The sequence below is a fragment of the Streptomyces sp. NPDC088116 genome, assembly GCF_044741745.1.
Classification (GTDB): domain Bacteria; phylum Actinomycetota; class Actinomycetes; order Streptomycetales; family Streptomycetaceae; genus Streptomyces.
Genome location: NZ_JBIUTF010000006.1, coordinates 578,488 through 602,100 on the forward strand (window position 1 = coordinate 578,488; position 23,613 = coordinate 602,100).

Below are 23,613 nucleotides of genomic sequence, written 5' to 3' on the forward strand. Positions count from 1 at the left end.
CTTGTCGTTTCCGGCTCAGGCGAACCTGGGAAGTACGTGTTCCGCGAAGAGTTCGAGGGTGCGGACGGACTCCTCGAACGGCATGTTCCCGGAGACGATCTGGAGACTGATGGTGGTCTCCCCGTACAGGTCACGGATGAGGTCCACGCGGTCCGCGACCTCCTGCGGATCGCCCACGAGTACCTTGTTGTCCCGCAGTTGCTTGCCGAAGTCGCTGCTGTTGACCCGGGCCACGATCCGCTCGTAGCCCGCGTAGTCGGCGCTGCGGTTGGTCTGCCAGGAGGAGACGGCGGCGGCGAGCAGGCGGTTGGTGCGCTCGGAGTACAACTCGCCGAACCGGCGGGCCTTGTCGCGGTCCTCGGAGAGGTAGCAGTTGTAGCTGAAGTGGATGTCCTCGTCGGTCACCGCGAGGCCGGCCGCCGTTCGGGTGTCCCGGTAGCGGGCCAACATCTCCTGGAGTTTTTCCTGCTTGTTGATCGACGGGACCATCATCACGCCGTACCCGGCCGCACCGGCCGCCTCGCCCGACTCGGGGGTGATCGCCGTCGCCACCAGGACCCGGGGGTGCGGATCCTGGAACGGGCGGGGCAGCAGGGTGACCGGGCCGAAGGAGTGGAAGTCGCCCTTGAAGGTCGTCTCCTCCTCGGTCCACAGCTTCAGACAGGCCTCCACTCCCTCGTTGAAACGGGCCCGGCTCTCGTCCATCGGCACCTGGTACGCCCAGAACTCCTCCGGCAGGAAACCCCGCCCGAAGCCGACATCGAGGCGGCCGTGCGAGAGGTGGTCCAGCATGGCGAGCTTGCCGGCGAGCTTCACCGGATGGCTGAACGCGGGCAGCACCGCGCCCGTGATCAGGCGCACCCGGCTGGTGCGGGCGGCCGCGGCGGCGAGGAAGGTGACCGGGTCGGGGCTGTAGCCGCCGTACGCCGAGAAGTAGTGCTCGACGGTCTTCACATGGTGGTAGCCGAGCTGCTCGGCGCGTTCCGCGAGGGCCAGGGCCTCCTCGAAGAACTGGGCCCCGCTCTTGTCCTCGGGGCCGACGGTGGGGAACAGGTTGATACCGAACTTCACGACGCGTTCCTCTCGGGAAGGAGCTTCAGGTACGAACGGCGGTGGTAGAGCAGGGCGCCCTTGTCGTGGACCTCGCCGCCGAGGACACGGCCGAGCAGAATCCAGTGGTCGCCCGCCTCGATCCGGGACTCGGTGGCGCACTCCAGATGGGCGACGGAGTCGTCGTACAGGACCGGTGAGCCCGCCGCCCTCGCCGACCTCCGGTGCCGGACCCCGGCGAACTTGTCCCCGCTCTTCGTCGCGAACTGCCGCGAGACGTGCTCGGCGCCCTCGGCGAGGAAGTTGACGACGAATCCGTTCGCCTGCTGGAGGGCCGGCAGCGTGCGGGAGGACTTGTCGACGCAGACCAGCAGCAGCGGCGGGTCCATGGACACCGCGCACACCGCGTTGCTGGTCAGGCCCTTGGGGGTGCCCTGGGCGTCGGTGGTGGTGATGACGGCGACGGAGGTGGGGAGGGAGGCGAAGGCGTGCCGGAAGACGGCTCCGTCCCTCACGGAGGTGGTTTCTGACGTGTCGGTGGGCATGGAGCTCTCCTTCTGGTTCGGGGTCAGCGGACCGACGCGGTGGACGGGGCCCGGGTCCGTTCCCGCAGCACCTTCGCCAGCAGCCCGGTCGCGTTGCGGTGCAGCGGGATGTCCGTGCCGGGAGCGTGGGCGCCGAGCAGCGCGGTCACCCGGGCGGTGATCAGGCAGAACCGGAAGGCGGCGAACACCTCGTGGTAATCAAGGTGCTGGAGGCGTGCGCCGGTGCGTTCCTCGTAGTGGCGGACCGTCTGCGTGCGGTCGGGCAGCCCGGTGAGCCGGGGGACGCCGATGCCCTCGCTGAGGTGCCGGTCGAGGTGCAGGAACCAGGCGACGTCGCTCTCGGGCGGGCCCGTCTCGGCCATGTCCCAGTCCAGCACCGCGGCCGGGGACAGGCCCTGGAAGATGAGATTGCCGAGCCGGGCGTCGCCCCACAGCGGCCGGGCCGGTCCGTGCTCCGGCGGCCGGTGGGCGCGCAGCCAGGTCAGGGCGTGGCGGGCGGCGGGCGGTTCGTGGGGGGCGTAGAAGGTGAAGTGGGTTTCGTAGTGGTCGAGTTGGCGCAGCAGGTACGACGGCGAGTCGCCCTGCGCGAGAAAGTCCAGGCCGAGGACGTCGGCGTCCAGGGCGTGCAGCCGGGCCAGGACGTCGACCCCGGAGAACCAGAGTGCGCGACGCTGCGAGGGGGCGAGTTCCGTGACCCAGCCCGACCGGTGGTAGGAGGGCACGTCGGCGGGGACCCGCCCCTCCACCCTCTCCATGATCATGAACGGTGCACCGAGGACCGAGGAATCCTCCTCGTGCCAGAGGACGGGCGGCACCGGCAGATCGGTGTCGACGGCCAGGACGCGCTGGAGGCGTACCTGCGCGGTGAAGCGGCTGTCGGGGTGCACCTGGTGGCGCGTGGGTGCCACACGCAGGATCACCTCGTGGTCCCGTGCGGTTCCCCGGGAGTCCCGCCAGGTCAGCCGGATCGTCAGGGTCTCGTTGGTGAAGCCGGCGCCGGTCGGCGCGTCCAGGCCGGACACGGCGATGTCGGTGGCGCCGGGCAGACGTGCGCCGAACCAGCCCGCGAGCCGGTCCGCGGTGGCCCGTGCGTCGCGGTGGACAGGGACGGGCATGTGAACTCCCTTCAGGAAGAGGGTGGTTGGGGTGGTGGACGGTGGGACCGGGCGCCGCGTCCGCGCCGTACGACCGGGCGTGCGCCGCACGGCGCGGGACGGCGTCATGCCGACCGGTACGCTGCGGGGCTCGTGCCCCTCGGACCCTCAGTCCGCAGGTCTTCGCAGCACCATCGCCGAGTTGAACCCGCCGTAGCCGCGTGCCAGCACCAGCGCCGCCCGCAGGGGTGTCCGCCGGGGCCGCGAGACGACCAGGTCGAGCTGGTAGTGCGCCGGGACGTCGGTGATGTGCACGGTCGGCGGGATCACGCCTTCGCGCAGGGCCATGAACGCCCAGGCGAGGTCGAGGGCGCCGCCGCCCGCGTACAGACGTCCCGTCATGGTCTTCGGCGCGGTGACGGGCACCCGGTACGGTCCGAAGATCGCGCGCAGGGCCTCGGCTTCGGCCCGGTCCAGTTCGGGGACGCCCGCCGCGTCGGCGAAGACGACATCGATGTCCTGGGCGGACAGGCCGGCATCGGCCAGGGCGCTCTCGGCGGCGCGGCGCAACCCGGGCTCCCCGCCGGTTCCGGGCCGGGGGTCGAAGGTGGCGGCGTATCCGCTGACCGTGCCGTAGGGCGTGGCGCCCCGGGCGCGGGCCGTGTCGGCGTCCTCCAGGATCAGCAGGGCGCCGCCCTCGCCGGGGACGTAGCCGGTGGCGTCCCGGTCGAAGGGCAGGTACGCGCGGCTGGGGTCGCTACGGGTGGTGATCCGCCGCGTGGCGAGCTGGCCGGTCCAGCCCCAGGGGCACAGTGAGCCGTCCACACCGCCGGTGACGAGGAGGGTGACCCCGGACTTCAGCTGCCGACGGGCCTGGCCCACGGCGTCGATGCCGCCGGCCTGTTCGGAGACGACGACTCCGCTGGGGCCGTTCAGGCCGTGCCGTATGGAGATCTGGCCGGTGTTGACGGCGTAGAACCAGGCGAAGGACTGGTAGGCGCTCACGTGGGAGCCGCCGTCGCGCCACAGGGCTTCGAGTTCGCGCTGGCCGAACTCGAAGCCGCCTGCGGAGCTGGCGGTGGTCACCCCGGCCGCGTAGTCGGGCAGTGCGGCCGGATCGACTCCGCTGTCGGCCAGGGCCTCTTCGGCGGCGGCCAGAGCGAGCCGTGTCATGTGGTCGGTCTGTGGCAGCAGGCGGCTGGGGATGTGCTCGGCGGCGTTGAAGTCCGGCACCTCTCCGGCGAGATGGGCGGGGTAGCCGAGGGCGTCGAACCGACGGACCGGGGCGATCCCGCTGACGGCGTCGAGACTGGCCTGCCACCAGCCCTCACGGCCGAGTCCGTTGGGCGCGGCGACGCCGATTCCGGTGACCACGGCCTTGGCCGCCCTCGGAGGGGCCGCCGGGCCCGCGGTGTCGATCGTCGGGCTGGTCATGCCGCCTCCCCGGGCCGGGCCAGGACCATCGCGCTCTGGAATCCCCCGAACCCGCTCCCCACGGTGAGGACGGTGTCGATGCGCCGCTCACGCGCCGTCAGCGGCGTGTAGTCGAGGTCGCACTCGGGATCCGGCTCGTGCAGGTTCGCCGTGGGCGGTACCAGGTCGTTCTCGATGGCCAGGACAGAGGCCGCGATCTCCAGGGAGCCGATGGCGCCGAGGGAGTGGCCGATCATCGATTTGATGGAGCTGACCGGGGTGGCGTACGCGTGGTCGCCGAGGGCGCGTTTGAAGGCGGCGGTCTCGTGGCGGTCGTTCTGCTTGGTGCCGGAGCCGTGCGCGTTGATGTAGTCGACGGCTGTCGGCGCGGTGTGGGCCTCGTCCAGGGCCAGCCGTATCGCCTCGGCCATCTCCTTTCCGTCGGGCCGTAGCCCGGTCATGTGGTACGCGTTGCAGCGGGAGGCGAAGCCGGTGATCTCGGCGCGGATGTCCGCGCCGCGGGCCAGCGCGTGCTCCAGGGACTCGATGACGAAGAAGGCGCAGCCCTCGCCCAGGACGAAGCCGTTGCGGCTGCGGTCGAAGGGCCGGGAGGCGTGCTCCGGGTCGTCGTTGCGGGGCGAGGTCGCCTTGATCGCGTCGAAGCAGGCCACCGTGATCGGGGAGATCGGGGCCTCCGTCGAGCCCGCCACCATGACGTCCGCGGCTCCCTCGCGGATCAGGGACACCGCGTGCCCCACCGAGTCCAGACCCAAGGTGCACCCCGTCGAGATCACCGTCACCGGGCCTTGGGCGCCGACGTTCCAGGCGACCTCCGCCGAGATCGAGCTGGGAACCATGTAGTCGTACAGATGAGGGACGGCGTAGGTGTGGTCGACGGTCCAGCTCTCGCCGCCGTTGCTGACCACCCGGTACTCGTCGTCGAGGCTCATCGTGCAGCCGACGGCCGTGCCGACGGTCACCCCGGTGCGGTACGGGTCCCAGCCGTCGGTCTCCAGACCGCTGCCGGCGATCGCCTCGCGAGCGGCGACCAGCGCGAACTGGGTGGCGCGGTCCATGCGCCTGGTCTCCTGGGGCGTGAGCCCGTGGCTCTCGGGGTCGAAGTCGCACTCGGCGGCGATCCGGGAGCGGAAGGCCGAGGCGTCGAACAGCGAGATGGCCCGGGTGGCGGTGCGCCCCTCGGAGAGGAGCTGCCAGAAGGACTTGGTGCCGATTCCCTGAGGGGCCACGACCCCGACGCCGGTGATCACCGCTCGGCGGTTCATCCGACACTCCTGTCGTACATCGTATGCATGTCGATTCCTTCGCTTCCTTACGGTGCTGATCGCCCTTTTCCGACGGCTTCGGCGGGGTGAGGGGCGAAGTGGGGGGAGGTCCGGCCCGCACGAGGGCCCGGACAGTCGTGCGACACCTGGCCCGGACGACGGGTCAGCGGAAGTCGGCCGCGTGGTCCGCGGCCCACTGGGCGAAGGTGCGGGCGGGGGTGCCGGTGACGCGGAGAACGGTGTCCTCGACGGGGGCCGGGCGGTCCACGCCGGCGGCGAGATACCCCAGAACGGTGTCCGCGAACTCCGGCGGCATGAAGGCGAGCAGGGCCTCACGCACTGCTTCGGGCGGCACTTCCTCGTACCGTACGGTCCGTCCCACGACTGTCCCGACTGTCTCCGCCTGTCGGCGCTGGGTGAGTGATTCGGGGCCTGTGACCACGTACCGGCGGGAGGCGTGGCCCTCGCCGGTGAGGGTCTCGACGGCGACGGCCGCCACATCGGCCTCGTGCACGGGCGCCGATTCGGAGCGGGCGTACGCGCCGCGCACCACTCCGGTGCGGACCTCGTCCGCCCAGGCCAGCGCGGCCGTGGCCAGGGTGCCCGCCCGGACGGCGGTCCAGCCGATGCCGGAGGCGGCGACCGCCTCCTCGACCCGGGCGTGTGTCTCGGCGATGGGGTTGGCGGGCGGCTGCCCGTCGATCACGGCCGCCGAGGAGAGGATCGTGATGTGGCGGACGCCCGCGCTGCGCGCTGCTGCCGTGAACTCCGTTATGCCGCGCGGCTCGCAGTACAGGAAGACCTTGTCGATGCCTTCCAGGGCGGGCGCGAAGGTCGCCGGTGCGGCGAGGTCGAGCGGCACCAGCTCCGTCCCATCCGCAAGTCCCTTGACGGCGGCGGGAGTTCGGCTGCCCGCCCGCACCGCGGTGCCGCGCTCGGTCAGCGTACGGGCGACATGCCGGGCGAGGGTACCGCCCGCACCGGTGACCAGGACGCTCATCGCGGCTCCCGGTCGTCCGCGAAGGTGGGCGCGACGTGCTTGGCGAAGAGCTCCAGACCGCGCTCGACGTCCGCCCGGGGCAGGTGCCCGGAGAACACGGACAGCCCGACGGTGATGTCGTCGCCGTACCACTCGGCGATATCGGCGAGCTGGCCTCGGACGTCGTCCGGGGTGCCCGCGAGGACCTTGTTGTTCTTGACCCGTTCGTCGAAGGCGGCGCCGTTGCCGACCGCGGCGGAGGCCAGTCGTTCATAGCCCGGGTACTGGTCGCTCTTGACCGTGGCCCAGGCGCTGACCGCGGAGGCCATCTTCTCGCTCATCTTCCGCTCCACGTACTCGCCGGCGCGGTAGGCGGCCTCCCGGTCCTCGTCGATGAAGCAGGGGAAGGAGAGGTCGATACGTTCGGTGCCGGGGGTGTGCCCGGCCTGGGCCCAGGCCCGGCGGTAGACACCGAGCGCCTCCTGGATCGTCTCGCGGGTGGCGACCGAGGCGATCAACTGGAGGTTGCGGCCCTGTTCCCCCGCCGTGCGGCAGGAGTCGAGGTTGCCGGTGCTGGCCACGAAGACCGGCGGGTGCGGCTGCTGGGTCGGCTTGGGCAGCATGGTGACCGGGCCGAATTGGTGGAACGTGCCGTCCCACGTCAGGTCGTCCTCCGTCCACAGCCGCAGGCATGCCTCGACGTTCTCGTCGAAGCGGGCCCTGCTCTGGTCGAGCGGGATGCCGAACGCGTCGAACTCGTCGGGCAGGAAGGCCCGGCCGAATCCCACGTCGAGCCGGCCGCCGGAGATGTTGTCCAGCATGGCCAGCTGTCCGGACATCTTCACGGGGTGGGTGAACGCGGGGATGACGGCGCCGGTGGCGATCCGCAGCCTGCTGGTGCGGGCGGCGACCGCCGCGAGGAACGTCGTCGGGTCGGGGCTGTAGCCGCCGTATTCGAAGAAGTAGTGCTCGACCAGCTTGAGCTGGAAATAGCCGAGCCGGTCGGCGAGTTCGGCGATGGCCAGTCCGTCGTCGTAGTACTGCGTCGGAGTGAGCTCGCCGTTCTTGCCGCCCACGGTCGGGAAGAACACGATCGCGAATTTCATGGTGTGGCCGCCTTTCCTGCGGTTCAGACTGTCGGTCCCTCGAACTCCAGCTGGAGTTCGTACAGGGCGGGGCTCACCTCGGTCATCGCGAGAATCTCGGGGTAGAAGACGGTGTGCGCGTCCATCTTCATGAACTCCTGGTACAGCTCGACGTTCTCCCAGCGGGCGACGTTCAGATAGCTGCCGGAGTTCTCCTGGTCGCGCGTGAAGGTGTGGTCGATGTAGCCGGGGTGGTCCAGGGCCAGGTCGGAGATCTTGTCGAAGAGGGCCTCGAACTGCTCGGCCGTGGTGCCGGGGCGCAGTGTGAACTTGTTGATCATGACGATCATGGGGGTGGGTCCTCCGGTCGGTGTCGGTCAATCGGTCAGCGGACGTTGTCGTGGGTGACCAGGCGGTGGCGGACCTTCAGCCCGCCGGGGGTGCGGACCAGGACATCGTCGACGGCGGTGCTCAGATAGACCTGGGGGGTGCCGTCCTCGACCGTGGAGAAGATGGCCGCGTAGTAGCGGGTGGTCACGGTCTCGTCGTCGGAGGCCACCACGTCCACCATGCCCAGCCAGTGCCGGCGCTGAAGGCCCTCGCCGAAGATGCGGTCCAGGCCGGCGCGCATCCGGGCGCGGATCTGGTCGCGGCCGATCCAGGGCTCCGGGCGGGCGTTCTGCACGAACTGGCCGTCCTCGGTGAAGGTGTCGGCCCAGCGTTCGGCCTCGCCGGAGTCGAGGAGGTGCGCCTGGCGGGCGTAGAACTGCACCACCTCGGTGTAGAGCAGCGGATCCGTGCCGCCGCCGGTCTCTTCCTCTTCCTGCTGAACGACCTGCTGAACCGCCATGGTTGCCTCCGTCTGGAGAGTCGTACGAACCTTGTCCTTGACGCTGTCGATCGGGGTGCCCTCGCCCTCCTGGAAGGCGAGAACCGCGTGCCGTCGGGCGGTCAGCCTGACGCCCTCGGCCGTGGGGGTGAGTTCCAGCACCGAGGTGCTGACGGTCAGCAACGGGTCGGTGGCGAAGTCCCGTTCTGCGATACGGCGGCCGGGTACGCCGACGCGTACCGTGGTGTCCACGGGGACCGTCTCCAACAGGCGCCCGTACAACGCCTCCGCGTTCAGAGGCAGTTCGGCCGAGCTGTCGGCTGTCACCACGAGTCCGCCGGCGAGGTGGTCCTGTTCGGCCGCGTTCCGCAGATGGCCGAGTTCGAGGTCGCTGTTGCGGTCGATGAGCGCGTCCAGCTGGGCCCGGAAGGACTCGTCGACCACCTGGTAGGCATGGGTGAGGACGATCCGGGAGCGGTCCGCGCCGAGCGGTTCGATGTGCCACTCGCCGCTCATCGCGGCCAGGGGCGCCGGGGACTTTTCCTGACGGAACGTCATGATCCGTCGCTCCGGGTCCAGTCGGACCCGCGAGACCCAGGTCTTCAGCTCGCCCGCGGAACCACCGGGCGCCCGCCAGATCTGGATCCGCAGTTCGTCGCCGTCCCGGCCGAGGGGCTCGATGTGCACCGTCTCGGGGAAGAAGCGGGGCCACTGGGCCAAGTCGCCGACGATACCGAAGACGGTGTCGGCGGAAGCCCGCACAGTGACGTCGTGCTCGGCGTGGTGGACCGGCCGGCCCGCCGGCTCAGCCGGCATGGGTGTCGGTCCGGGGGGAGTGCTTGACCGACAGAACGGTGGTGCTGGTGTCGGAGACGTGCCGGGCGGCCCGGCCGAGCCTGTCGATCACGTCCTGGAACCCCGGCCGGGCCGCCATGTGCCGGACCGACTCGTTGTCCGCCCAGTAGCTGATGGAGACCTGGGCGAGCGGGTCCTCGAGCGCACCCACCAGCTGGTGCTTGATGTAGCCGGGCTGCACGCGAAAGAAGTCCGCGGTCTCCTCGAAGACGTCACGGAATTCTTCGGATTCCGATTCCAGTCGGAACTCGCTGAGCAGGATAACCATTTTTGAACCTCTCGGCGGAGAGCGGAATTCGAATACACCGAATACTAGGAGTCGCCGCCTTGATCGCGGCTCGGAAGCCCCTCGGAAACCGGCATGAGCATTTCTCGAGAATTTCTCCGAGACGTTTCCGAGCGGCAGCCGATCAAGGACCGAGGAGCGGACTTACATACTTGTCGCAGCACACCCCACCGCTGAATTCACCTATGCCGCAAGGACGGATGACATGACTGCGATCTTCGCGAACGCCCTCACGCTGAAGGACCCGGAGAACCAGGAGGCCGCCAAGGACCTGGAGGAGACCATCACCGAGGCCGGTGCCTTCATGCGGCGCCAGCCCGGGTTCCGCCGCTTCCGGCTGGTCCGCTCCGTGAAGAACCCGGAGAGCTACCTGATCTACGCCGAGTGGGACAACGTCCAGGTGCTGGAGACCGCCATCGCCGAGCCGGACGTGCGCACCCGGGCGGCCCACGTCCGTGAGCTGACGCAGGGCGCGCCGAAGATCTACGAGGTGGTCAGCGAGGCGGGCCTGCCCACGTGACAGCACCCGCCACGTCCCCACGGACGCGCGTGACGGAGGTCGCCGATCGGGTCTTCGCCTTCGTGCAGCCCGACGGCGGCTGGTGTCTGAGCAACGCGGGCATCGTCCTGGGCGGCGAGCGGACGTGTGTGGTCGACACGGCCGCCACCGAGGCCAGAGCCCGCGCCCTGCACACCGCGCTCGGCCGGCTCAGCGCCCGGCCGCCGAGGTTTCTCGTGAACACCCACCACCACGGGGACCACACCTTCGGCAACTCCCTCTTCACTCCGCAGGCGACCGTCGTCTCCCACGACCTCGCGCGGACCGAGATGGCGGAGAAACAGCTCTCGCTGTGCCAGGTGTGGCCGGGGGTCGACTGGGGGCACCTCGAACTGCGCCTCCCCGACCTCACGTTCTCCGACCGGCTCACCCTGCATCTCGGCGACACGATCGCCGAACTGCTGTACGTGGGACCGGCGCACTCGACCAACGACGTCGTGGTGTGGCTGCCGGAGCGCAAATGCCTGTTCGCCGGGGACGTCCTGCTGTCCGGCTGCACCCCGTTCTGCCTGATGGGGTCGGTGGAGGGCAGCCTGCGGGCGGTGACCCGGCTGCGGGCCCTCGGTGCCGAGACCGTGGTGTGCGGACACGGCCCGGTGTGCGGGCCCGAGGTCTTCGACGCCACCGAGCGGTATCTGCTGTGGGTACAGCGGCTGGCCCGGGAGGGCATCGCGGCCGGCCTCGACCCGCTGACCGTGGCGCGGGAGACCGCCCTCGGGGAGTACGCCGTACTGGTCGACCCGGAACGGCTGGTCGCCAATCTGCACCGGGCCTACGCGGAGGAACGCGGCGCCCGGCCCGGCGAACACATCGCCTCCGGCCCGGTGTTCCGCGAGATGACCGTCTACAACGGCGGCCGTCCGCTGCGCTGCCTGGCCTGAATCACCCCTCACCGAGCAACGAGAGGAACATCCCGTGAAACTGTCGGTGGTCGAACAGGCTCCCGTGGTGGAAGGGCTCACCCCGGCCGACTCACTGCGGCACAGCATCGAGCTGGCCCGACTGGCGGACCGCCTGGGGTACGAGCGCTTCTGGGTGGCCGAACACCACGCCGAGATCTTCAACGCCGTACCCGCCCCCGAGATCCTCATCGCCCGGATCGCGGCGGAGACCTCCGGAATCCGGGTCGGCTCGGGCGGGGTGCTGCTGTCCCTGTACAGCCCGCTGAAGGTCGCCGAGGTCTTCCGCACCCTGCACGCCCTGTACCCGGACCGGATCGACCTCGGTATCGGACGCGCCAACCGGGTCAAACCGCCGGTGTTCGCGGCGCTGCGGGACGACGCGGCCGGCCAGGAGCCCACCGCGGAAGACCTGTGGCGTCGGCTGGAGCGACTGCGCGCCTATCTGGACCCGGACGGCTCGCTGCCGTTCCCGGTCTCCCCCCAACTGCCCGGCGGACCGGCGCTGTGGCTGCTCGGGGCGAGCGTGTCCAGCGCCGAGGAGGCGGCCCGGCTCGGACTGCCGTACGCCTACGCGCACTTCATCACGCCCCAGTTCACCCGGGAGGCGCTGGACACCTACCGGGCCGCCTTCGTGCCGAGCCAGGACATCCCGTCGCCCCGCCCGATCATGTCGGTGGTGGTGTGCTGCGCGGAGACCGACGCCGAGGCCCAACGGGTCTACGCCACCCACCGGTTGTTCCACCGCCGGATGTCCCAGGGCGACGTACGGCTGCTGCCGCCGGCCGACCTCGCCGTCGCGGAGATGGCCGCCCCGGGCCCCGACCCGCTGGCCGACGAGTCCTTCGAGTGGCCGCGCTATGTGGTCGGTTCACCGGACCGGGTCCATGACCAGCTGACCAAGATGGCCGACGCGACGGGCGTCGAGGAGCTGGGTGTCGTGTCGATGATCCACGACCAGGGCGACCGGCTGCGCTCGTACCGGCTGCTCGCCGAGGCGTTCGAGCTGACTCCCCGGTGACCTTTGGCGCCCGGGACGCGGGGCTGCTCCGTACCACAGAGACAAGGAGGACTTCATGCGTGTGATCCGGTACCGCTCCTACGGCGGGCCCGAGGTGCTGACCGTCGAGGAGGCCGAGGTCCCCGAACCGGGTCCGGGCGACGTGCTCATCAAGGCCGAGGCGATCGGGGTGAACTTCGTCGAGACCCAACGGCGGCGCGGCACGGCACCGTTCCCCACCCCACTGCCCAACGCCCCGCACGGCGACGTGGTGGGCACGGTGGTGGCGGCCGGTGCCGACGTGACCGGGGTCGCGGTCGGCGACCGGGTGGCCGCGCCCGTCGCGGGAGAGGCGTACGCGGACTACGCGGTCACCGACGCCACCTTCCTCGCCCCGATCCCGGCCGACCTCGGCCTCGCCGAGGCGAGTGTCCTGGCATCGCCCGCGCAGACCGCGCTGTGCACGCTCAAGACCGGACAGATAAAGCCCGGCGACACGGTCCTGGTGCACGCGGCGTCCGGCTCCATCGGCCATTTGGCACTGCAACTGGCCAAGCACCTGGGCGCGGGAACGGTCATCGGTACGGCGAGCTCGGCGCACAAGCTCGACTTCGCCCGCGAGCACGGCGCCGACGTGGCGGTCGACTACTCGGCCCCCGACTGGGCCGATCGGGTGCACGAGGCCACCGGCGGGCGAGGCGTCGACGTGATCGTGGACAGTGTCGGCGGCGATGTCCTGCGCCAGGGCATCGAACTGCTGGCCCCCTTCGGCCGGCTGGTGTTCTACGGCGCGGCCAGCGGCGACATCCCCCGGATCTCCCCGATGGAGCTGATCGGCCTCCGGTTCGTGACCGGGTCCAGTCTGTGGGCCTGGTGGCAGCATCGGCCCGACGAGGTCAGAGCCGGCCTCGACCAGCTCGCCGGGCTGCTCGCCTCGGGCGGACTGCGTGTCTCCCTCGGCGCCACGCTGCCGCTCACCGAGGCGGCCAAGGCCCATCGGCTGATCGAAGAACGCGGTCACCTCGGGCGCCTCCTGCTCATCCCCTGAACCCGACCGTCAAGCCGCTCCCGCCGGACGACGGGAGCGCCGACACACGCCCGAGGAGTCATCGCAGCCATGGATCTGCACCTGACGAGAAAGACCGCTGTCGTGACCGGCGGCAGCCGAGGCATCGGCCTGGCCATCACCCGCGGACTGGCGGCCGAGGGTGTGCGGGTGGTCTTCGGGGCCCGCACACCCCCCGCCGAACCGAAGAACAGCGGTGTCCTCGCACTGGAGGTGGACCTGTCGACCCCGGAGGGTCCGAAGCAGCTGGCCGACTACGCCCTGGAGCAGCTCGGCGGCATCGATGTGCTGGTCAACAACCTCGGTGGCGACGGTTCCATCCCGGACCGGCTCTTCCCTGAGATCGACGACAAGTTCTGGTACGACTCGCTCAAGGTCAGCTTCCTGAGCACGATGCGCATGACGCGGGCGGCGCTCCCCAGTCTGCTGGAGCGACAGGGCTGCATCATTCACATCAGCTCGGTCGCCGCCCGCGTCCCGGACCCCGCGCACATGCCGTACAGCGCGGCGAAGGCCGCGGCGCTCAACTTCACCGCCGCCGTGGCGAGGCAGTACGCCGGCCACGGACTGCGGGTCAACACCATCGCGCCCGGTGTCGTCAACACCAGTCTGTGGACGTCGCCGGGCGGCGCCGGGGACCGGCTGGCGAAGGACCTGGGCATTCCGCTGGACGAGGTCATCAAGGTCATGCCGAAGCTGGCCGGAATTCCCACCGGGCGGGTCACAGAGCAGGAGGAGGTCGTGGCACTCGCGCTGCTGCTCGCTTCCGACCGGGTGCCCAATGTCACCGGCGCGGAGTTCGTCGTGGACGGCGCCATGACTTCCGCGCGCGCATAACGGCCGCGGAAAACCAAGAGACGGACCAGGAGGGAAAGAAATGAACAGGAATGTATTCAGTATCGACGACCTGAAGCAGATTCTCCTCGACGGGGCGGGAGAGCCGGAGGGGCCGGGGGTGGAGGCGGCGACCGTCGACCTCGACTTCCAGGATCTGGGGTACGACTCGCTGGCGATCCTGGAGACCTGCACGCGGATCGAGCGGGAGTTCGGAGTAGCCCTGGGCGAGGAGGTCCTCGGCGAGGCCCGCACGCCCCGAGCACTGGTCGAGGTCGTCAACAACCATCTGTCCGTCGCCGATCCGGCGTGAGTGAGCGGGGAGCACACCATGGCTGAGCAGGACAAGCGGATGGCTGTCGTCACCGGGGCGACGAGCGGTATCGGGCTCGCCGTGACCAGGAGTCTGGCGCGCGAGGGCTACCGCGTCTACCTCTGCGCCCGCACCGAGGAATCCGTGGCCACCACGGTCAAGACCCTGCGCGAGGAGGGCCTGGAGATCGACGGCGCCCCGTGCGACGTGCGGTCCGGCGCGGACGTACGGGCCTTCATGGCCGCCGCCGTCGAGCGGTTCGGCGCGGTGGACACGCTGGTGAACAACGCCGGACGAAGCGGCGGCGGAGCGACCGCGGGGATCTCCGACGAACTGTGGGCCGATGTGATGGACACCAACCTGAACAGTGTGTTCCGCATGACCCGCGAGGCGCTCACCGTCGGCGGCATGCGGGAGCGGGAGCGGGGACGGGTCGTCAACATCGCTTCCACCGCGGGGAAGCAGGGCGTCGTCCTCGGCGCCCCCTACTCCGCCTCCAAGCACGGTGTCGTGGGCTTCACCAAGGCGCTCGGCAACGAACTGGCCCCCACCGGCATCACCGTCAACGCGGTCTGCCCGGGGTATGTCGAGACGCCGATGGCGGGACGGGTCCGCCAGGGATATGCCGAGGCGTGGAACACCTCGGAGGACACGGTCCTGGCGAAGTTCCAGGCCAAGATCCCGCTGGGCCGTTACTCGACGCCCGAGGAGGTGGCCGGCCTGGTGACCTATCTGACCTCCGACACCGCCGCCTCGATCACGGCCCAGGCCATCAACGTCTGTGGCGGACTGGGCAACTTCTGAAGCCGCGCAGGCAGACACGCCGTACAGGAATGGAGACGACCGGATGAGCGAATCGGCACCGCGCGAGGTCGAGCACGAGATCGTGGTCAAGGCCCCGGCGCACACGGTGTACCGGCTGATCGAGGACGTGACGAATTGGCCGCACGTCTTCCCGCCCACCATCCACGTGGAACGGCTGGACACCGAGGGGTCCTCGGAGCGGATACAGATCTGGGCCACCGCCGGGGGCGAGGCGAAGACCTGGACCTCCCGCAGAGAACTGGCCCCCGACGCCCTGCGCATCACCTTCCGTCAGGAGGTGTCCGCGCCTCCCGTCGCCTCGATGGGGGGTGCCTGGGTGATCGAACCACTGACCGCGGACACCTGCCGGGTCCGGCTGCTGCACGACTACCGCGCGGTCGGGGACTCCCCCGAGGCGCTGGCCTGGATCGAGGAGGCGGTCGACCGCAACAGCCGCTCCGAGCTGGCCGCTCTGCGCGACAGCGCGGAACTCGCCGGCGGCACCGGTGAGTTGTTCCTGACCTTCGACGACGCCGTCCGCATCGACGGTTCGGCCGAGGACGTCTACGATTTCCTCAACGCGGCGGACCGGTGGCGGGACCGGTTGCCGCACGTCGACCGGGTGGAGCTGCGCGAGGACGACCCCGGGCTTCAAGTGCTCACCATGGACACACTGACCAAGGATGGCTCGAAGCACACCACGGAGTCGATCCGCGTGTGCTTCCCGCGCACACGGATCGTCTACAAACAGACTCGGGTCCCCGCGCTGATGACCGTGCACACGGGCGAGTGGATCCTGGTCGAGCAGGCCGACGGGCTGGTCGCGACCTCCCGGCACACGGTGGTGCTGAACCCCGGCGCCATCCCTCAGGTACTCGGCGGGACAGCGGAAGTGGCGGACGCCCGGACATTCGTCCGGAACGCCTTGAGCACCAACAGCCTGGCCACCCTCGGGTACGCCAAGGAATACGCGGAAAGGAAATCCTGACTGGGCGCCCCGTAACATCGCGCATGTTGCGGGGCGCACACAGCCGACCGAACCGGACACCCGGATTCGGCCATCCTGGCGCTAAACCTTTGTAAATTTGCCGAGCCACCCGGGAAATACACAGCCAAGGGAGCGAGCCAAGGGAGTCACATCGAAAAAGCAGTCGATTGCACCCTTTTGCTACGATATTTGAACGGGTTTCCCCCTACCCCACCCCTGTCGCCCCCGACTGTCACGAGGTGCGATATATGACGAATAAACGACCCTAATCGGAATAGGGGTTGGCTGCCCACAAGAACCCCTCTAGCGTCACTTCTGCAAATGTGACGCTCATTGGCAGAGGCGACGAAGCGAAAATCGCCGCTTGAAATGGTGGAGGTAATGGTGGAAGTAAAAATCCTCGGTGCGCTCGAAGTCTTCATACATGGAACCTCCGTCGTCCCATCCGCACCAAAGCTCCGGCAGATACTCGCCCTGCTGGCCATACGGTCGAACTCTGTCGTAACCATCTCTGATTTCGTCGACGAAATCTGGGGCAGCAGGCCACCGAAAAGCCTTTCGACCACCCTTCAGACCTATATTCTGCAAATCCGGAAGATCCTCAAGGAGGCGGGCGAAGGAGAGGCCGGCATCAATGAACTCAAGGGTTCGATAGTCACTCGTCCGGGGGGCTACATGTTCCAGACGCCGGAGCCCGCCAGGAAAGACTTCGAAGTGTTCGGCGAGTCCGTGGAGAAGGGCCATCAGAAGATACTGTCCGGCCACTACCCGGACGCGGTGGAACTGCTCACCGGCGCGCTCGGCCTGTGGCGCGGCTCCGCCCTTGTCGACGTCCACCGCGGCTCCCTGCTGGACAGCTTCGCCGTGAAACTGGAAGAGGTACGGATGTCCGCGCACATCCTGCGCATGGACGCCTGCCTCGGTCAGGGCTGCGACCTCCAGATTCTTCCCGACCTGAACTCTCTGGCCAGGCTGCATCCGCTCAACGAGAAGATCCAGTACCAGCGGATGCTGGCCCTGTACCGGTCGGGGCAGATCGCCGAATCCCTCCACGGCTACCGGAAGTTCTACTCCGACATGCTGGATCAGGTGGGCATCGAACCGTCTCCGCAACTTCGCGAACTCCAGGAAGCCATCCTCAGGTCCGTCTCGGTCCTGTCCGAGCCGTCCCCCTCCGAGGAGACCCGCAAGGTCATTTCCGGGATCGTCCGGCGAACTCCATGACCCACCGCATGCCATAGAGGAGAGTCCCCCATGGCCTCACCAGCCCATGAGCCGGCCGTCGGCGTACGGCGGATCACGCTCGACGCCGCCGGCGTCACCCTGTCCGCTCTGCTGAGCGAACCCGTCGACACGCCACCCCGTGCCGTTGTCGTCGCTCTGCACGGCGGAGGCATGAACGCCGGCTACTTCGCGGGACCCGCACATCCGCGACTGTCGCTGCTGTCGCTGGGGGCCGGCCTCGGGCTCACGGTGCTCGCCGTGGACCGGCCCGGTTACCGTGCCTCCGCCGCCCGACTGCCCGCCGGTCTGGGTGTGAGGGAACAGGCCGGGCTGGTGCGAGCGGCCCTGGACGACTTCGCCGCCCGGTTCGCGACCGGCGCCGGATTCTTCCTCCTGGCACACTCCTACGGCGGCAAGGTCGCGCTCGTCACCGCCGCCGAGCACCCGCCGCAGCGGCTGATCGGCCTGGACATCTCGGGCTGCGGACACGCCTACACGGTCGATCCCGGCCAGTTGTCGAAGGAGTTGCAGCGCGGCTGGTCCCCGAAGAGCTGGGGCCCCCTGCGCCTCTACCCACCCGGGACGTTCGGCATGGGGCGAGGGATCGTCGAACCCATGCCCGAGCGTGAGCGCGCGGGGCTGGCGCGGTGGCCCGTGCTCTTCCGGGCCACCGCGCCCCGCATCGAGGCTCCCCTCCGGCTCACCTTCGCCGAGTACGAGGGGTACTGGCGGCACGACGATGCCACGCTGGCCGACCTGGCCGCCCAGTTCACCGCCGCCCGGCACATCACCGTCGACCGGCAGCCGGGGTCCGGCCACAACATCAGCCTGGGCTGGGCCGCCCGCGCGTACCATCTGCGGGCCCTCGCCTTCCTGGAGAGCTGTCTCGTCCCCCATGAAGCGGCGCGCGCCGACCCGGACCACCGGCCCTGAGCGGCCGGCCGCGGCGGAGCGCTCTTCGGCCGGCGGACGTCACCCGAGCATTCCGTCCGGCGGGATCGGAACCGCCGTCACCAGATCCTCCCTGCGCCTCAGACCGAGCTTCCGGTAGATCCTCGTCAGGTGCTGTTCGACCGTGCTCACCGTGATGTTGAGCTGGGCCGCCACCTCCCGGTTGCTGTGCCCGATGCCGGCCAGCCAGGCCACCCGCCGTTCCGCCGAGCTGAGCAGGCCGGCGCTTCCGGCGGCGGCCTCGGCCGATGCACCGACGCCCTGCCGCGCATCGCCCGCCACCTCGCCCGGAACGTCATGGGCGGCCATGCTCACGAGCGCCGGCGCCGTGTCCTCGTCGTCGAACAGCGCATTGGCCGATACCGCTCTCAGAAACGGCTCGAAGCCGGCGAACCTGGCGATGCTCCAGCCCCGGCGCATGAGCACCCGGCCCGCCCTCGTATGACCGAGGGCGTAGTCGGTGCGCCCCAACTCGCAGAGGCTGCAAGCGAGTTCGACCCTGGACGGGGAACCTTCCAGGAGCCGTACCGCTTCTCGCAGGAGACCCGCCCGGTCCGCGACCGGGCGGGAGAGCGCGAGCACGCGCAGGGCCGCCGCCTTCACCCTGATGTCGCCGGACGTGGCGACGACCTCCTCCGCGGTGCGTACCGCCTCCTGCTTCCGGTCCAGCAGCAGATACGCGTGCGCGGCTTTGGCCTGCCAGGGACAGGCCGGCACGGAAGGAATCCTCCGGCGCTTCTCGATCTCACCGCACGCGAGGAAGTCCCCCAGCGCGGAATAATGCATTCCGATGGCCAGCCGGTAAAACCCGCGAGAATACATGTAGAGACGGCCGAACTCCGATTCGAAGGTCCTTTCGGGCACGGGTATACGCAGTGACAGCTTCACTTCCTCGAACTTTCCCTGGTTGATCTGGGAAAGGATCAGGATGCTCAGCGGAAGACCCACATGGATTCCCCAGCCGGCGGGCTGGGCGAGCGCGTTGCGCGCCTCCCGCTCCGCCCTTGCCGGATCGCCGCAGGCCAGCGCGTTGACCGCCTGGAGGCAGTGCAGGACCGTGCGCCGGAACGGGCTCATGAGGACGGATCCGTCCTTCGCCAAGCCGTCGACGCACGGCATGGCCGGTAGCTCGATGCAGACGTGGTAGAGCAATCTGGAGGTGAAGAAGGCGGCGTCAATGGGCCAAGTCGTCCAGTCGGCGTCCAGGAAGTAGGAGCGGATCATCTGCTCGCTCAGGACGAAGGCCCCGGACGTACCGCCCTTGAGAGCCTCGGCGACCGAGGCTCTCTCGCCGCGCCGCCACGGGTCGGCGGATGTGGCGTGCCCGGGACCGACCGGGAACTGGTGCGGCGTCTTCGTCGGCTCGGGCGCCGCGTCGGGGTCGGTCAGCACGCTGCGGGCCTTGTCCAGTACGGCGCGTTCCACGTCACTCAGGCGATCCAGTATCCGGTCGGCCTCCGACTGCCGCCCGACCCAGGCGAGCAGGGCGGAGAGCAGGAGGTTTCCCCGGCCCGTCAGCCGCCGCTGATCCGCGTGGGAGATCAGTTCGGGGACATGGCTCAAGGCCGCTTGGGGGTCCACCAGCCACTTGGCGCAGATGGTCTCCAGCAGGATGTCCACATGTTCACCGGGCTCGCACGGGGATGTCCGGGCCAGCTCCAGACGGTCCACCGCCTCGTGCCAGTCGCCCTCGCCCTGCGCGTGCCGCGCCGCCTCCCGCAGCACCGCCGTCTCCCACGCCTCCGTCACGACCCCGGCGGCGGCGATGTACTCGGCCACCTCACGTGCCAGGACGCCTTGTTGGTGGAGCAGCAGCGCCGCCGACCGGTGGAACGCGATACGCTCGGTGAAGGCCGGGTCCTCCAGAATCGCGGCACGGATGGTCGGGTGCCGGAAATCGCCTCCGGTGGTCAGCCCGCCGGCCTCGATCAGTTCCACCGCGTTGGCGGTCTGCGTCGAGTCCACTCCGCTCAGGGCACCGAGCAGGGCGTCTGTCCTGCCACCGCCCAGGACCGCCATGGCCCGCGCGACCCGTTCGAGTGTGTCCACATGGCTGTTGCGGAGCATCAGCCGTACCGACTCCCGGAAGCCCTTTCCCGGATACGGCACCTGCTCCGGCGTGGATCCGGGACCCGGCGGCGACTTGGCGTCGTGGGCAACAGCCGCCAGCAGACGCGGATTGCCTCCGGTCAGCTCCATGGCCCGGGTCACATAGGCCGCCGCGGGCCGGCTTCCGGTCGCCCGCTGGAACAGCTTCGCCGCCTCGTCCGACGTGAAAGGCGACAGGTCGAGCATCAGGGTGGAGGAGATCTTCATGAAGGCGAACCGAAGGTCCCGAAACTGCCACGATGTGGCGTAACAGCCGGAGATGACCAGGAAAACGGGGACCCGCTGGAGCCGGTGCGGCAGAGAGCGGAGCACCCACAAGGAGAGCGGATCGGCGAAGTGCAGGTCGTCCACGACGAGGACCATGCGGGAGGTTCCGTCCAACTGCCGGAGTAATTCCTCGATCAATAAGCATACGTGGGATGCCAGGGACTGGCACGGCCCGCACGGTCGTCCCACCCCGGCATCACAGGAGTGCCCCGCCTCCGGCGGACGCGCCGCGTTCATGTTCCGCACGATCTCGTCGTCACCGAACAGCCGGTCGATCAGCCCCAGCGGTACGCCCCGCTCCGTGAGTACCCCGGTGGCTTCCAGAACCACGGCCCCGGCGGCTCGCGCCTCCTGTGCAAACCGTTCGAGCAGGAACGTTTTCCCCGCTCCGGTCGGACCATCGATCACCGCGACTCCGGCACTCTTCCCAAGTGAACTTCGCGTGAACTCCAAAAGGGTGGACATCACTTCTTCTTGATTGGCCACCGACATGCTCCAGTCTCTCCGCCATACCGATACGGCCGGATGTCCATCAACCCGCCAGGGTCTTCTTCCAGACCAAGTCCCTGCCCCGAAGGGGCCTTTCGTGTATGGTCCACGATCCAGGCATGATCATTGCTCTCCCTCCAAGTTCTCAAACCCTTATGTTCTTGTTTGCCGGGAAATGGTGGACTGCAGGCCGAAGCCCGGCGCCTGACAAGGGACACCGGGCTTCGTGAATGTCGTTGGGCGGACTTCTAAGGGCTGTCGACCGCTCGGCACTCCACGACGAAGACACCGGACGACGTCGGCGATACGGAGGTGATGGCCAGCCCCGACGTCGCGGCCAACTCGGCGTACTCGGGCAGAGAACGTTCCTTGCTGCCGAAGAGCATGAGCATGAGCAGGTCGATCCGGGCCAGCAGCCGCTGGTCGTCGAGGACGCCGCCGGCTCGGCCGCTGTCCTCGCCGACGGTGTCCGCGGGCAGCCCTTCCAGGATGAGCACCCGTCCGTCCGGCCCGACGGCCTCGGCGCACCGGCGCAGAATACGGATCGCCGCGGCGTTGTCCCAGTTGACCAGGACGTTGTACAGCACAACGGTGTCGGCGTCCTTCGGGAGGGGGTCGAAGAAGCTGCCGCCGACCACGGAAATCCGGTCCGCCACAAGGCTCTTCGACAGTTCGCCGACCGCGTCGGCCGCCGTCTCGGGCAGTTCCAGCAGGGTGCCCCGCAAGTGCGGAGCGCCTTCCACAAGCGCGGCCAGCAGGTTGCCCAGCCCGCCGCCCACATCCATCACATGCCGTACCTCGCTCCAGTCGTACCCAGCGAGCACGGAGGGGGCCAGCAGCGTCGTCTTGCCGCTCATCCACTCCTGGAAAGACTGCGACAGCCTGGGCTCCGCGGCGAAGTCCTCCCACAGCGGGCGCCCGAAGACACGCTCGTAGACGGGTTTCCCGGTGCGGATCGAGTGGAGAATCTCCCGCGAGACCTGGTCGATACGCGCCTGGGCGCTGTCGAGATCCAAGGCCGATACCAGGCCCGACGCGTGGTCTTCCCGCAGCGCCTCGGAGAGAGCGGTGCCGCGGAACCGGCCCTCGGCGTCCTCGGCGAGGATGCCGTGCGCGGCCAACAACCGCAGCAGCCGGTGCAGCGCGTCCGGTTCGGTCCCGGTTCGCTCCGCCGCCTCTGCCACGGTCAGGGACCGCTTCGCCAACAGGTCGGGCAACCGCAGCGTCACGGCGGCCCGGATCGCCCAGGGGGTGATCGTGTCGGTCTTGGTGAACAGACGCGAGACCAGGGTCTCGGGCCGCATCTGTGCGAACTCCACGGTCGTTCCGTACGGTCCGACAGCGCGGAACCGTCCGGAGGAGACCAGAGGCAGGGAGAGCAGACGGACCCCGGCCGCCAGCGCCTCGCCGTGCGCGTCCCGGACATCCGGGACCCACAAGGTCAGTACCGGTATCTCCGTGTCACCGGCGTCCGCCCGCTCCGCGGAACCCCAGGCAGTGAGCGGCACGGTCAGCAGCGTCTCCGACGAGGAGACCCTGACCGTTCCTTCCTCGGGCCGGAAGACCACCTCGTCCGGAAGGTGCCGGTCCCAGAACGGCCGTGCCTGCCGAGCCTCGGCCGCATGGGAGCCCACGTTCCATTCGCTCGTGAGAGCCATGATTCTCCTTGTACCGTCGCCGTACGGCTGTCATGGCCACAGCGCAAACAGACGCTGAAACCGATGGACCGATCATGGCGTGGGTGGGCTCAGAGCCGACTCGGAGAGAACTCAAGACGCGCGCCGTCAGACTCCGTGGTCCCCGGCTGGTCCCCCGGAAATACGCAAAGGCGGTACCGGATTTCTCCGATACCGCCTACGACCTGCGAATACACAAGTCGGGACGACAGGATTTGAACCTGCGACCCCTTGACCCCCAGTGAACGAAACACTGTCCAGGGGGTCTCATGGAGTCCAGGGGACGCGGAACCGTCCAGGTCAGGGCCGTAATCTCCAGGGGGGGGAGACACCCAGTCTGTGAGATCTGTGTGAGACGAGCGTGAGACGACGAAGCCCCGGCCGGTGAACTCCACCGAGCCGGGGCTTCGTCGCGTCTCAGTTCTGCCGCGTCTCCAGCAGGGTCAGCCGCTCGGGGCTCTCCGAGGTCCACTGATCTACACCGTGCTCCGGCCGCAGCACCCACAGCGTGCCGCCGCGCACGTCGGTGACGATCCCGCGCCGGTCGGCGTCCTCGTCGTGGATCAGGTCGCCCACCCACGGGCTCCGCTTCTCGATCACTTCTGCTCCTCCAGCTCAGCCCACACGATCTTCCCCCAGCGCCGTTCGTCGGTGCCCCAGTCGGCCGCCAGCACCGCCACCAGCGCCAGGCCCCGACCGTCCTCGTCCTCGTCGCCCGCCTCACGCTCCACGGGCCGCGTCCGCGAGAAGTCCGCGACCGCCACCCTGACCTTTCGCACGGTGGTGCGCTCCACCACCACGCGGATGGACTCCCGCCGGGCGTGCTGCACCGCGTTGGCCACCAGCTCGGAGACGATCAGCGCGCCGTTCTCTGCCGCGCTCTCCAGCCCCCACGCCGTGCAGGCGGCGCGCACCAAACGGCGGGCGGTCGCGGCACTCTCGGGCTCACGGGGCAGGGTCTCGCTGTAGCCGGGATGCCCGGTCGGTCTGGGAGTGGTGGTCACGGTCATCAGGA

At 69.3% G+C, this 23,613-nt stretch carries 24 protein-coding genes; 10 read left to right on the forward strand and 14 right to left on the reverse strand.

The genetic code is table 11. The features are described 5' to 3' along the window. Window positions 1-15 precede the first annotated feature (15 nt). From ACIOJD_RS25965 to ACIOJD_RS26010, 10 genes are all read right to left on the reverse strand, one after another. Window positions 16-1,071, reverse strand: coding sequence for an LLM class flavin-dependent oxidoreductase (locus ACIOJD_RS25965; RefSeq protein WP_401917911.1), 1,056 nt, complete (start codon window positions 1,069-1,071; stop codon window positions 16-18). Continuing rightward, window positions 1,068-1,595, reverse strand: a complete 528-nt coding sequence (locus ACIOJD_RS25970) for a flavin reductase family protein (RefSeq protein WP_401917912.1) — start codon at window positions 1,593-1,595, stop codon at window positions 1,068-1,070. Before ACIOJD_RS25970 ends, ACIOJD_RS25965 begins: the two co-directional genes overlap by 4 nt. Window positions 1,596-1,618: 23 nt before the next feature. Then, window positions 1,619-2,710 carry a phosphotransferase family protein gene (locus tag ACIOJD_RS25975; protein ID WP_401917914.1) on the reverse strand — a complete coding sequence of 364 codons (1,092 nt, stop codon included), beginning with the start codon at window positions 2,708-2,710 and terminating at the stop codon, window positions 1,619-1,621. A 147-nt stretch (window positions 2,711-2,857) separates the two neighbouring features. Further along, window positions 2,858-4,123 (reverse strand): ketosynthase chain-length factor, encoded by a 1,266-nt coding sequence (locus ACIOJD_RS25980; RefSeq protein WP_401917916.1) that lies wholly within the window; start codon window positions 4,121-4,123, stop codon window positions 2,858-2,860. After that, the gene (locus ACIOJD_RS25985) at window positions 4,120-5,385 is read right to left on the reverse strand and encodes a beta-ketoacyl-[acyl-carrier-protein] synthase family protein (RefSeq protein WP_401917918.1); all 1,266 of its coding nucleotides are present in this window, start codon (window positions 5,383-5,385) and stop codon (window positions 4,120-4,122) included. The genes ACIOJD_RS25980 and ACIOJD_RS25985 overlap by 4 nt, the downstream gene beginning before the upstream one ends. Before the next feature lie 163 nt (window positions 5,386-5,548). After that, window positions 5,549-6,385 (reverse strand): NAD(P)H-binding protein, encoded by an 837-nt coding sequence (locus ACIOJD_RS25990; RefSeq protein WP_401917920.1) that lies wholly within the window; start codon window positions 6,383-6,385, stop codon window positions 5,549-5,551. After that, window positions 6,382-7,470: an LLM class flavin-dependent oxidoreductase gene (locus ACIOJD_RS25995; RefSeq protein ID WP_401917922.1), complete on the reverse strand. Its 1,089-nt coding sequence runs from the start codon at window positions 7,468-7,470 to the stop codon at window positions 6,382-6,384. The genes ACIOJD_RS25990 and ACIOJD_RS25995 overlap by 4 nt, the downstream gene beginning before the upstream one ends. 23 nt (window positions 7,471-7,493) lie before the next feature. Then, window positions 7,494-7,799, reverse strand: coding sequence for an antibiotic biosynthesis monooxygenase family protein (locus tag ACIOJD_RS26000; RefSeq protein ID WP_401917923.1), 306 nt, complete (start codon window positions 7,797-7,799; stop codon window positions 7,494-7,496). Between the two features lie 35 nt (window positions 7,800-7,834). Next, window positions 7,835-9,094 carry a nuclear transport factor 2 family protein gene (locus ACIOJD_RS26005; protein WP_401917925.1) on the reverse strand — a complete coding sequence of 420 codons (1,260 nt, stop codon included), beginning with the start codon at window positions 9,092-9,094 and terminating at the stop codon, window positions 7,835-7,837. Then, window positions 9,084-9,401, reverse strand: a complete 318-nt coding sequence (locus ACIOJD_RS26010) for an antibiotic biosynthesis monooxygenase family protein (RefSeq protein WP_401917927.1) — start codon at window positions 9,399-9,401, stop codon at window positions 9,084-9,086. The genes ACIOJD_RS26005 and ACIOJD_RS26010 overlap by 11 nt, the downstream gene beginning before the upstream one ends. Window positions 9,402-9,624: 223 nt before the next feature. Here ACIOJD_RS26010 and ACIOJD_RS26015 point away from each other — a divergent pair, with 223 nt between their 5' ends. From ACIOJD_RS26015 to ACIOJD_RS26060, 10 genes are all read left to right on the forward strand, one after another. Then, window positions 9,625-9,939, forward strand: coding sequence for an antibiotic biosynthesis monooxygenase family protein (locus ACIOJD_RS26015; RefSeq protein ID WP_401917929.1), 315 nt, complete (start codon window positions 9,625-9,627; stop codon window positions 9,937-9,939). A gap of 29 nt (window positions 9,940-9,968) precedes the next feature. Next, on the forward strand, window positions 9,969-10,859 hold the full coding sequence (locus tag ACIOJD_RS26020) for an MBL fold metallo-hydrolase (protein ID WP_401917931.1): 891 nt from the start codon (window positions 9,969-9,971) through the stop codon (window positions 10,857-10,859). A 34-nt stretch (window positions 10,860-10,893) separates the two neighbouring features. Further along, window positions 10,894-11,898, forward strand: coding sequence for an LLM class flavin-dependent oxidoreductase (locus ACIOJD_RS26025; RefSeq protein ID WP_401917933.1), 1,005 nt, complete (start codon window positions 10,894-10,896; stop codon window positions 11,896-11,898). Between the two features lie 55 nt (window positions 11,899-11,953). Beyond that, window positions 11,954-12,925 carry a zinc-binding alcohol dehydrogenase family protein gene (locus tag ACIOJD_RS26030; protein WP_401917935.1) on the forward strand — a complete coding sequence of 324 codons (972 nt, stop codon included), beginning with the start codon at window positions 11,954-11,956 and terminating at the stop codon, window positions 12,923-12,925. A gap of 69 nt (window positions 12,926-12,994) precedes the next feature. Next, window positions 12,995-13,780, forward strand: coding sequence for an SDR family NAD(P)-dependent oxidoreductase (locus ACIOJD_RS26035; protein ID WP_401917937.1), 786 nt, complete (start codon window positions 12,995-12,997; stop codon window positions 13,778-13,780). Between the two features lie 40 nt (window positions 13,781-13,820). Then, complete coding sequence (locus ACIOJD_RS26040; RefSeq protein ID WP_401917939.1) at window positions 13,821-14,090, forward strand: acyl carrier protein; 270 nt, start codon at window positions 13,821-13,823, stop codon at window positions 14,088-14,090. A gap of 18 nt (window positions 14,091-14,108) precedes the next feature. Further along, window positions 14,109-14,894 (forward strand): 3-oxoacyl-ACP reductase FabG, encoded by a 786-nt coding sequence (gene fabG / locus ACIOJD_RS26045; protein WP_401917941.1) that lies wholly within the window; start codon window positions 14,109-14,111, stop codon window positions 14,892-14,894. Between the two features lie 43 nt (window positions 14,895-14,937). Next, window positions 14,938-15,882 carry an aromatase/cyclase gene (locus ACIOJD_RS26050; RefSeq protein ID WP_401917943.1) on the forward strand — a complete coding sequence of 315 codons (945 nt, stop codon included), beginning with the start codon at window positions 14,938-14,940 and terminating at the stop codon, window positions 15,880-15,882. Between the two features lie 333 nt (window positions 15,883-16,215). Beyond that, window positions 16,216-17,106 (forward strand): BTAD domain-containing putative transcriptional regulator, encoded by an 891-nt coding sequence (locus ACIOJD_RS26055; RefSeq protein ID WP_401917945.1) that lies wholly within the window; start codon window positions 16,216-16,218, stop codon window positions 17,104-17,106. 30 nt (window positions 17,107-17,136) lie between these two features. Further along, window positions 17,137-18,039 carry an alpha/beta hydrolase gene (locus ACIOJD_RS26060; protein WP_401917946.1) on the forward strand — a complete coding sequence of 301 codons (903 nt, stop codon included), beginning with the start codon at window positions 17,137-17,139 and terminating at the stop codon, window positions 18,037-18,039. 39 nt (window positions 18,040-18,078) lie between these two features. On the opposite strand, the gene ACIOJD_RS26065 is transcribed toward ACIOJD_RS26060, so the two are convergent. The 4 genes from ACIOJD_RS26065 to ACIOJD_RS26080 all read right to left on the reverse strand — a co-directional run bounded on the left by ACIOJD_RS26065 (window position 18,079) and on the right by ACIOJD_RS26080 (window position 23,608). Further along, window positions 18,079-20,925: an AAA family ATPase gene (locus ACIOJD_RS26065; RefSeq protein ID WP_401917948.1), complete on the reverse strand. Its 2,847-nt coding sequence runs from the start codon at window positions 20,923-20,925 to the stop codon at window positions 18,079-18,081. A gap of 245 nt (window positions 20,926-21,170) precedes the next feature. Further along, window positions 21,171-22,580 carry a methyltransferase gene (locus ACIOJD_RS26070; RefSeq protein ID WP_401917950.1) on the reverse strand — a complete coding sequence of 470 codons (1,410 nt, stop codon included), beginning with the start codon at window positions 22,578-22,580 and terminating at the stop codon, window positions 21,171-21,173. A gap of 435 nt (window positions 22,581-23,015) precedes the next feature. Then, window positions 23,016-23,198, reverse strand: coding sequence for a hypothetical protein (locus ACIOJD_RS26075; RefSeq protein ID WP_401917952.1), 183 nt, complete (start codon window positions 23,196-23,198; stop codon window positions 23,016-23,018). Beyond that, window positions 23,195-23,608, reverse strand: coding sequence for an ATP-binding protein (locus ACIOJD_RS26080; protein WP_399339614.1), 414 nt, complete (start codon window positions 23,606-23,608; stop codon window positions 23,195-23,197). Before ACIOJD_RS26080 ends, ACIOJD_RS26075 begins: the two co-directional genes overlap by 4 nt. Window positions 23,609-23,613: the final 5 nt, after the last annotated feature.

Bases quoted from the DNA above. Each gene is read 5' to 3' on its own strand.
- ACIOJD_RS25970 (WP_401917912.1), bottom strand. From the start codon at position 1,595: ATGCCCACCGACACGTCAGAAACCACCTCCGTGAGGGACGGAGCCGTC.
- ACIOJD_RS25975 (WP_401917914.1), bottom strand. From the start codon at position 2,710: ATGCCCGTCCCTGTCCACCGCGACGCACGGGCCACCGCGGACCGGCTC.
- ACIOJD_RS25980 (WP_401917916.1), bottom strand. From the start codon at position 4,123: ATGACCAGCCCGACGATCGACACCGCGGGCCCGGCGGCCCCTCCGAGG.
- ACIOJD_RS25985 (WP_401917918.1), bottom strand. From the start codon at position 5,385: ATGAACCGCCGAGCGGTGATCACCGGCGTCGGGGTCGTGGCCCCTCAG.
- ACIOJD_RS25990 (WP_401917920.1), bottom strand. From the start codon at position 6,385: ATGAGCGTCCTGGTCACCGGTGCGGGCGGTACCCTCGCCCGGCATGTC.
- ACIOJD_RS25995 (WP_401917922.1), bottom strand. From the start codon at position 7,470: ATGAAATTCGCGATCGTGTTCTTCCCGACCGTGGGCGGCAAGAACGGC.
- ACIOJD_RS26000 (WP_401917923.1), bottom strand. From the start codon at position 7,799: ATGATCGTCATGATCAACAAGTTCACACTGCGCCCCGGCACCACGGCC.
- ACIOJD_RS26005 (WP_401917925.1), bottom strand. From the start codon at position 9,094: ATGCCGGCTGAGCCGGCGGGCCGGCCGGTCCACCACGCCGAGCACGAC.
- ACIOJD_RS26010 (WP_401917927.1), bottom strand. From the start codon at position 9,401: ATGGTTATCCTGCTCAGCGAGTTCCGACTGGAATCGGAATCCGAAGAA.
- ACIOJD_RS26015 (WP_401917929.1), top strand. From the start codon at position 9,625: ATGACTGCGATCTTCGCGAACGCCCTCACGCTGAAGGACCCGGAGAAC.
- ACIOJD_RS26030 (WP_401917935.1), top strand. From the start codon at position 11,954: ATGCGTGTGATCCGGTACCGCTCCTACGGCGGGCCCGAGGTGCTGACC.
- ACIOJD_RS26035 (WP_401917937.1), top strand. From the start codon at position 12,995: ATGGATCTGCACCTGACGAGAAAGACCGCTGTCGTGACCGGCGGCAGC.
- ACIOJD_RS26040 (WP_401917939.1), top strand. From the start codon at position 13,821: ATGAACAGGAATGTATTCAGTATCGACGACCTGAAGCAGATTCTCCTC.
- fabG (WP_401917941.1), top strand. From the start codon at position 14,109: ATGGCTGAGCAGGACAAGCGGATGGCTGTCGTCACCGGGGCGACGAGC.
- ACIOJD_RS26050 (WP_401917943.1), top strand. From the start codon at position 14,938: ATGAGCGAATCGGCACCGCGCGAGGTCGAGCACGAGATCGTGGTCAAG.
- ACIOJD_RS26060 (WP_401917946.1), top strand. From the start codon at position 17,137: ATGGCCTCACCAGCCCATGAGCCGGCCGTCGGCGTACGGCGGATCACG.
- ACIOJD_RS26065 (WP_401917948.1), bottom strand. From the start codon at position 20,925: ATGTCGGTGGCCAATCAAGAAGAAGTGATGTCCACCCTTTTGGAGTTC.
- ACIOJD_RS26070 (WP_401917950.1), bottom strand. From the start codon at position 22,580: ATGGCTCTCACGAGCGAATGGAACGTGGGCTCCCATGCGGCCGAGGCT.
- ACIOJD_RS26080 (WP_399339614.1), bottom strand. From the start codon at position 23,608: ATGACCGTGACCACCACTCCCAGACCGACCGGGCATCCCGGCTACAGC.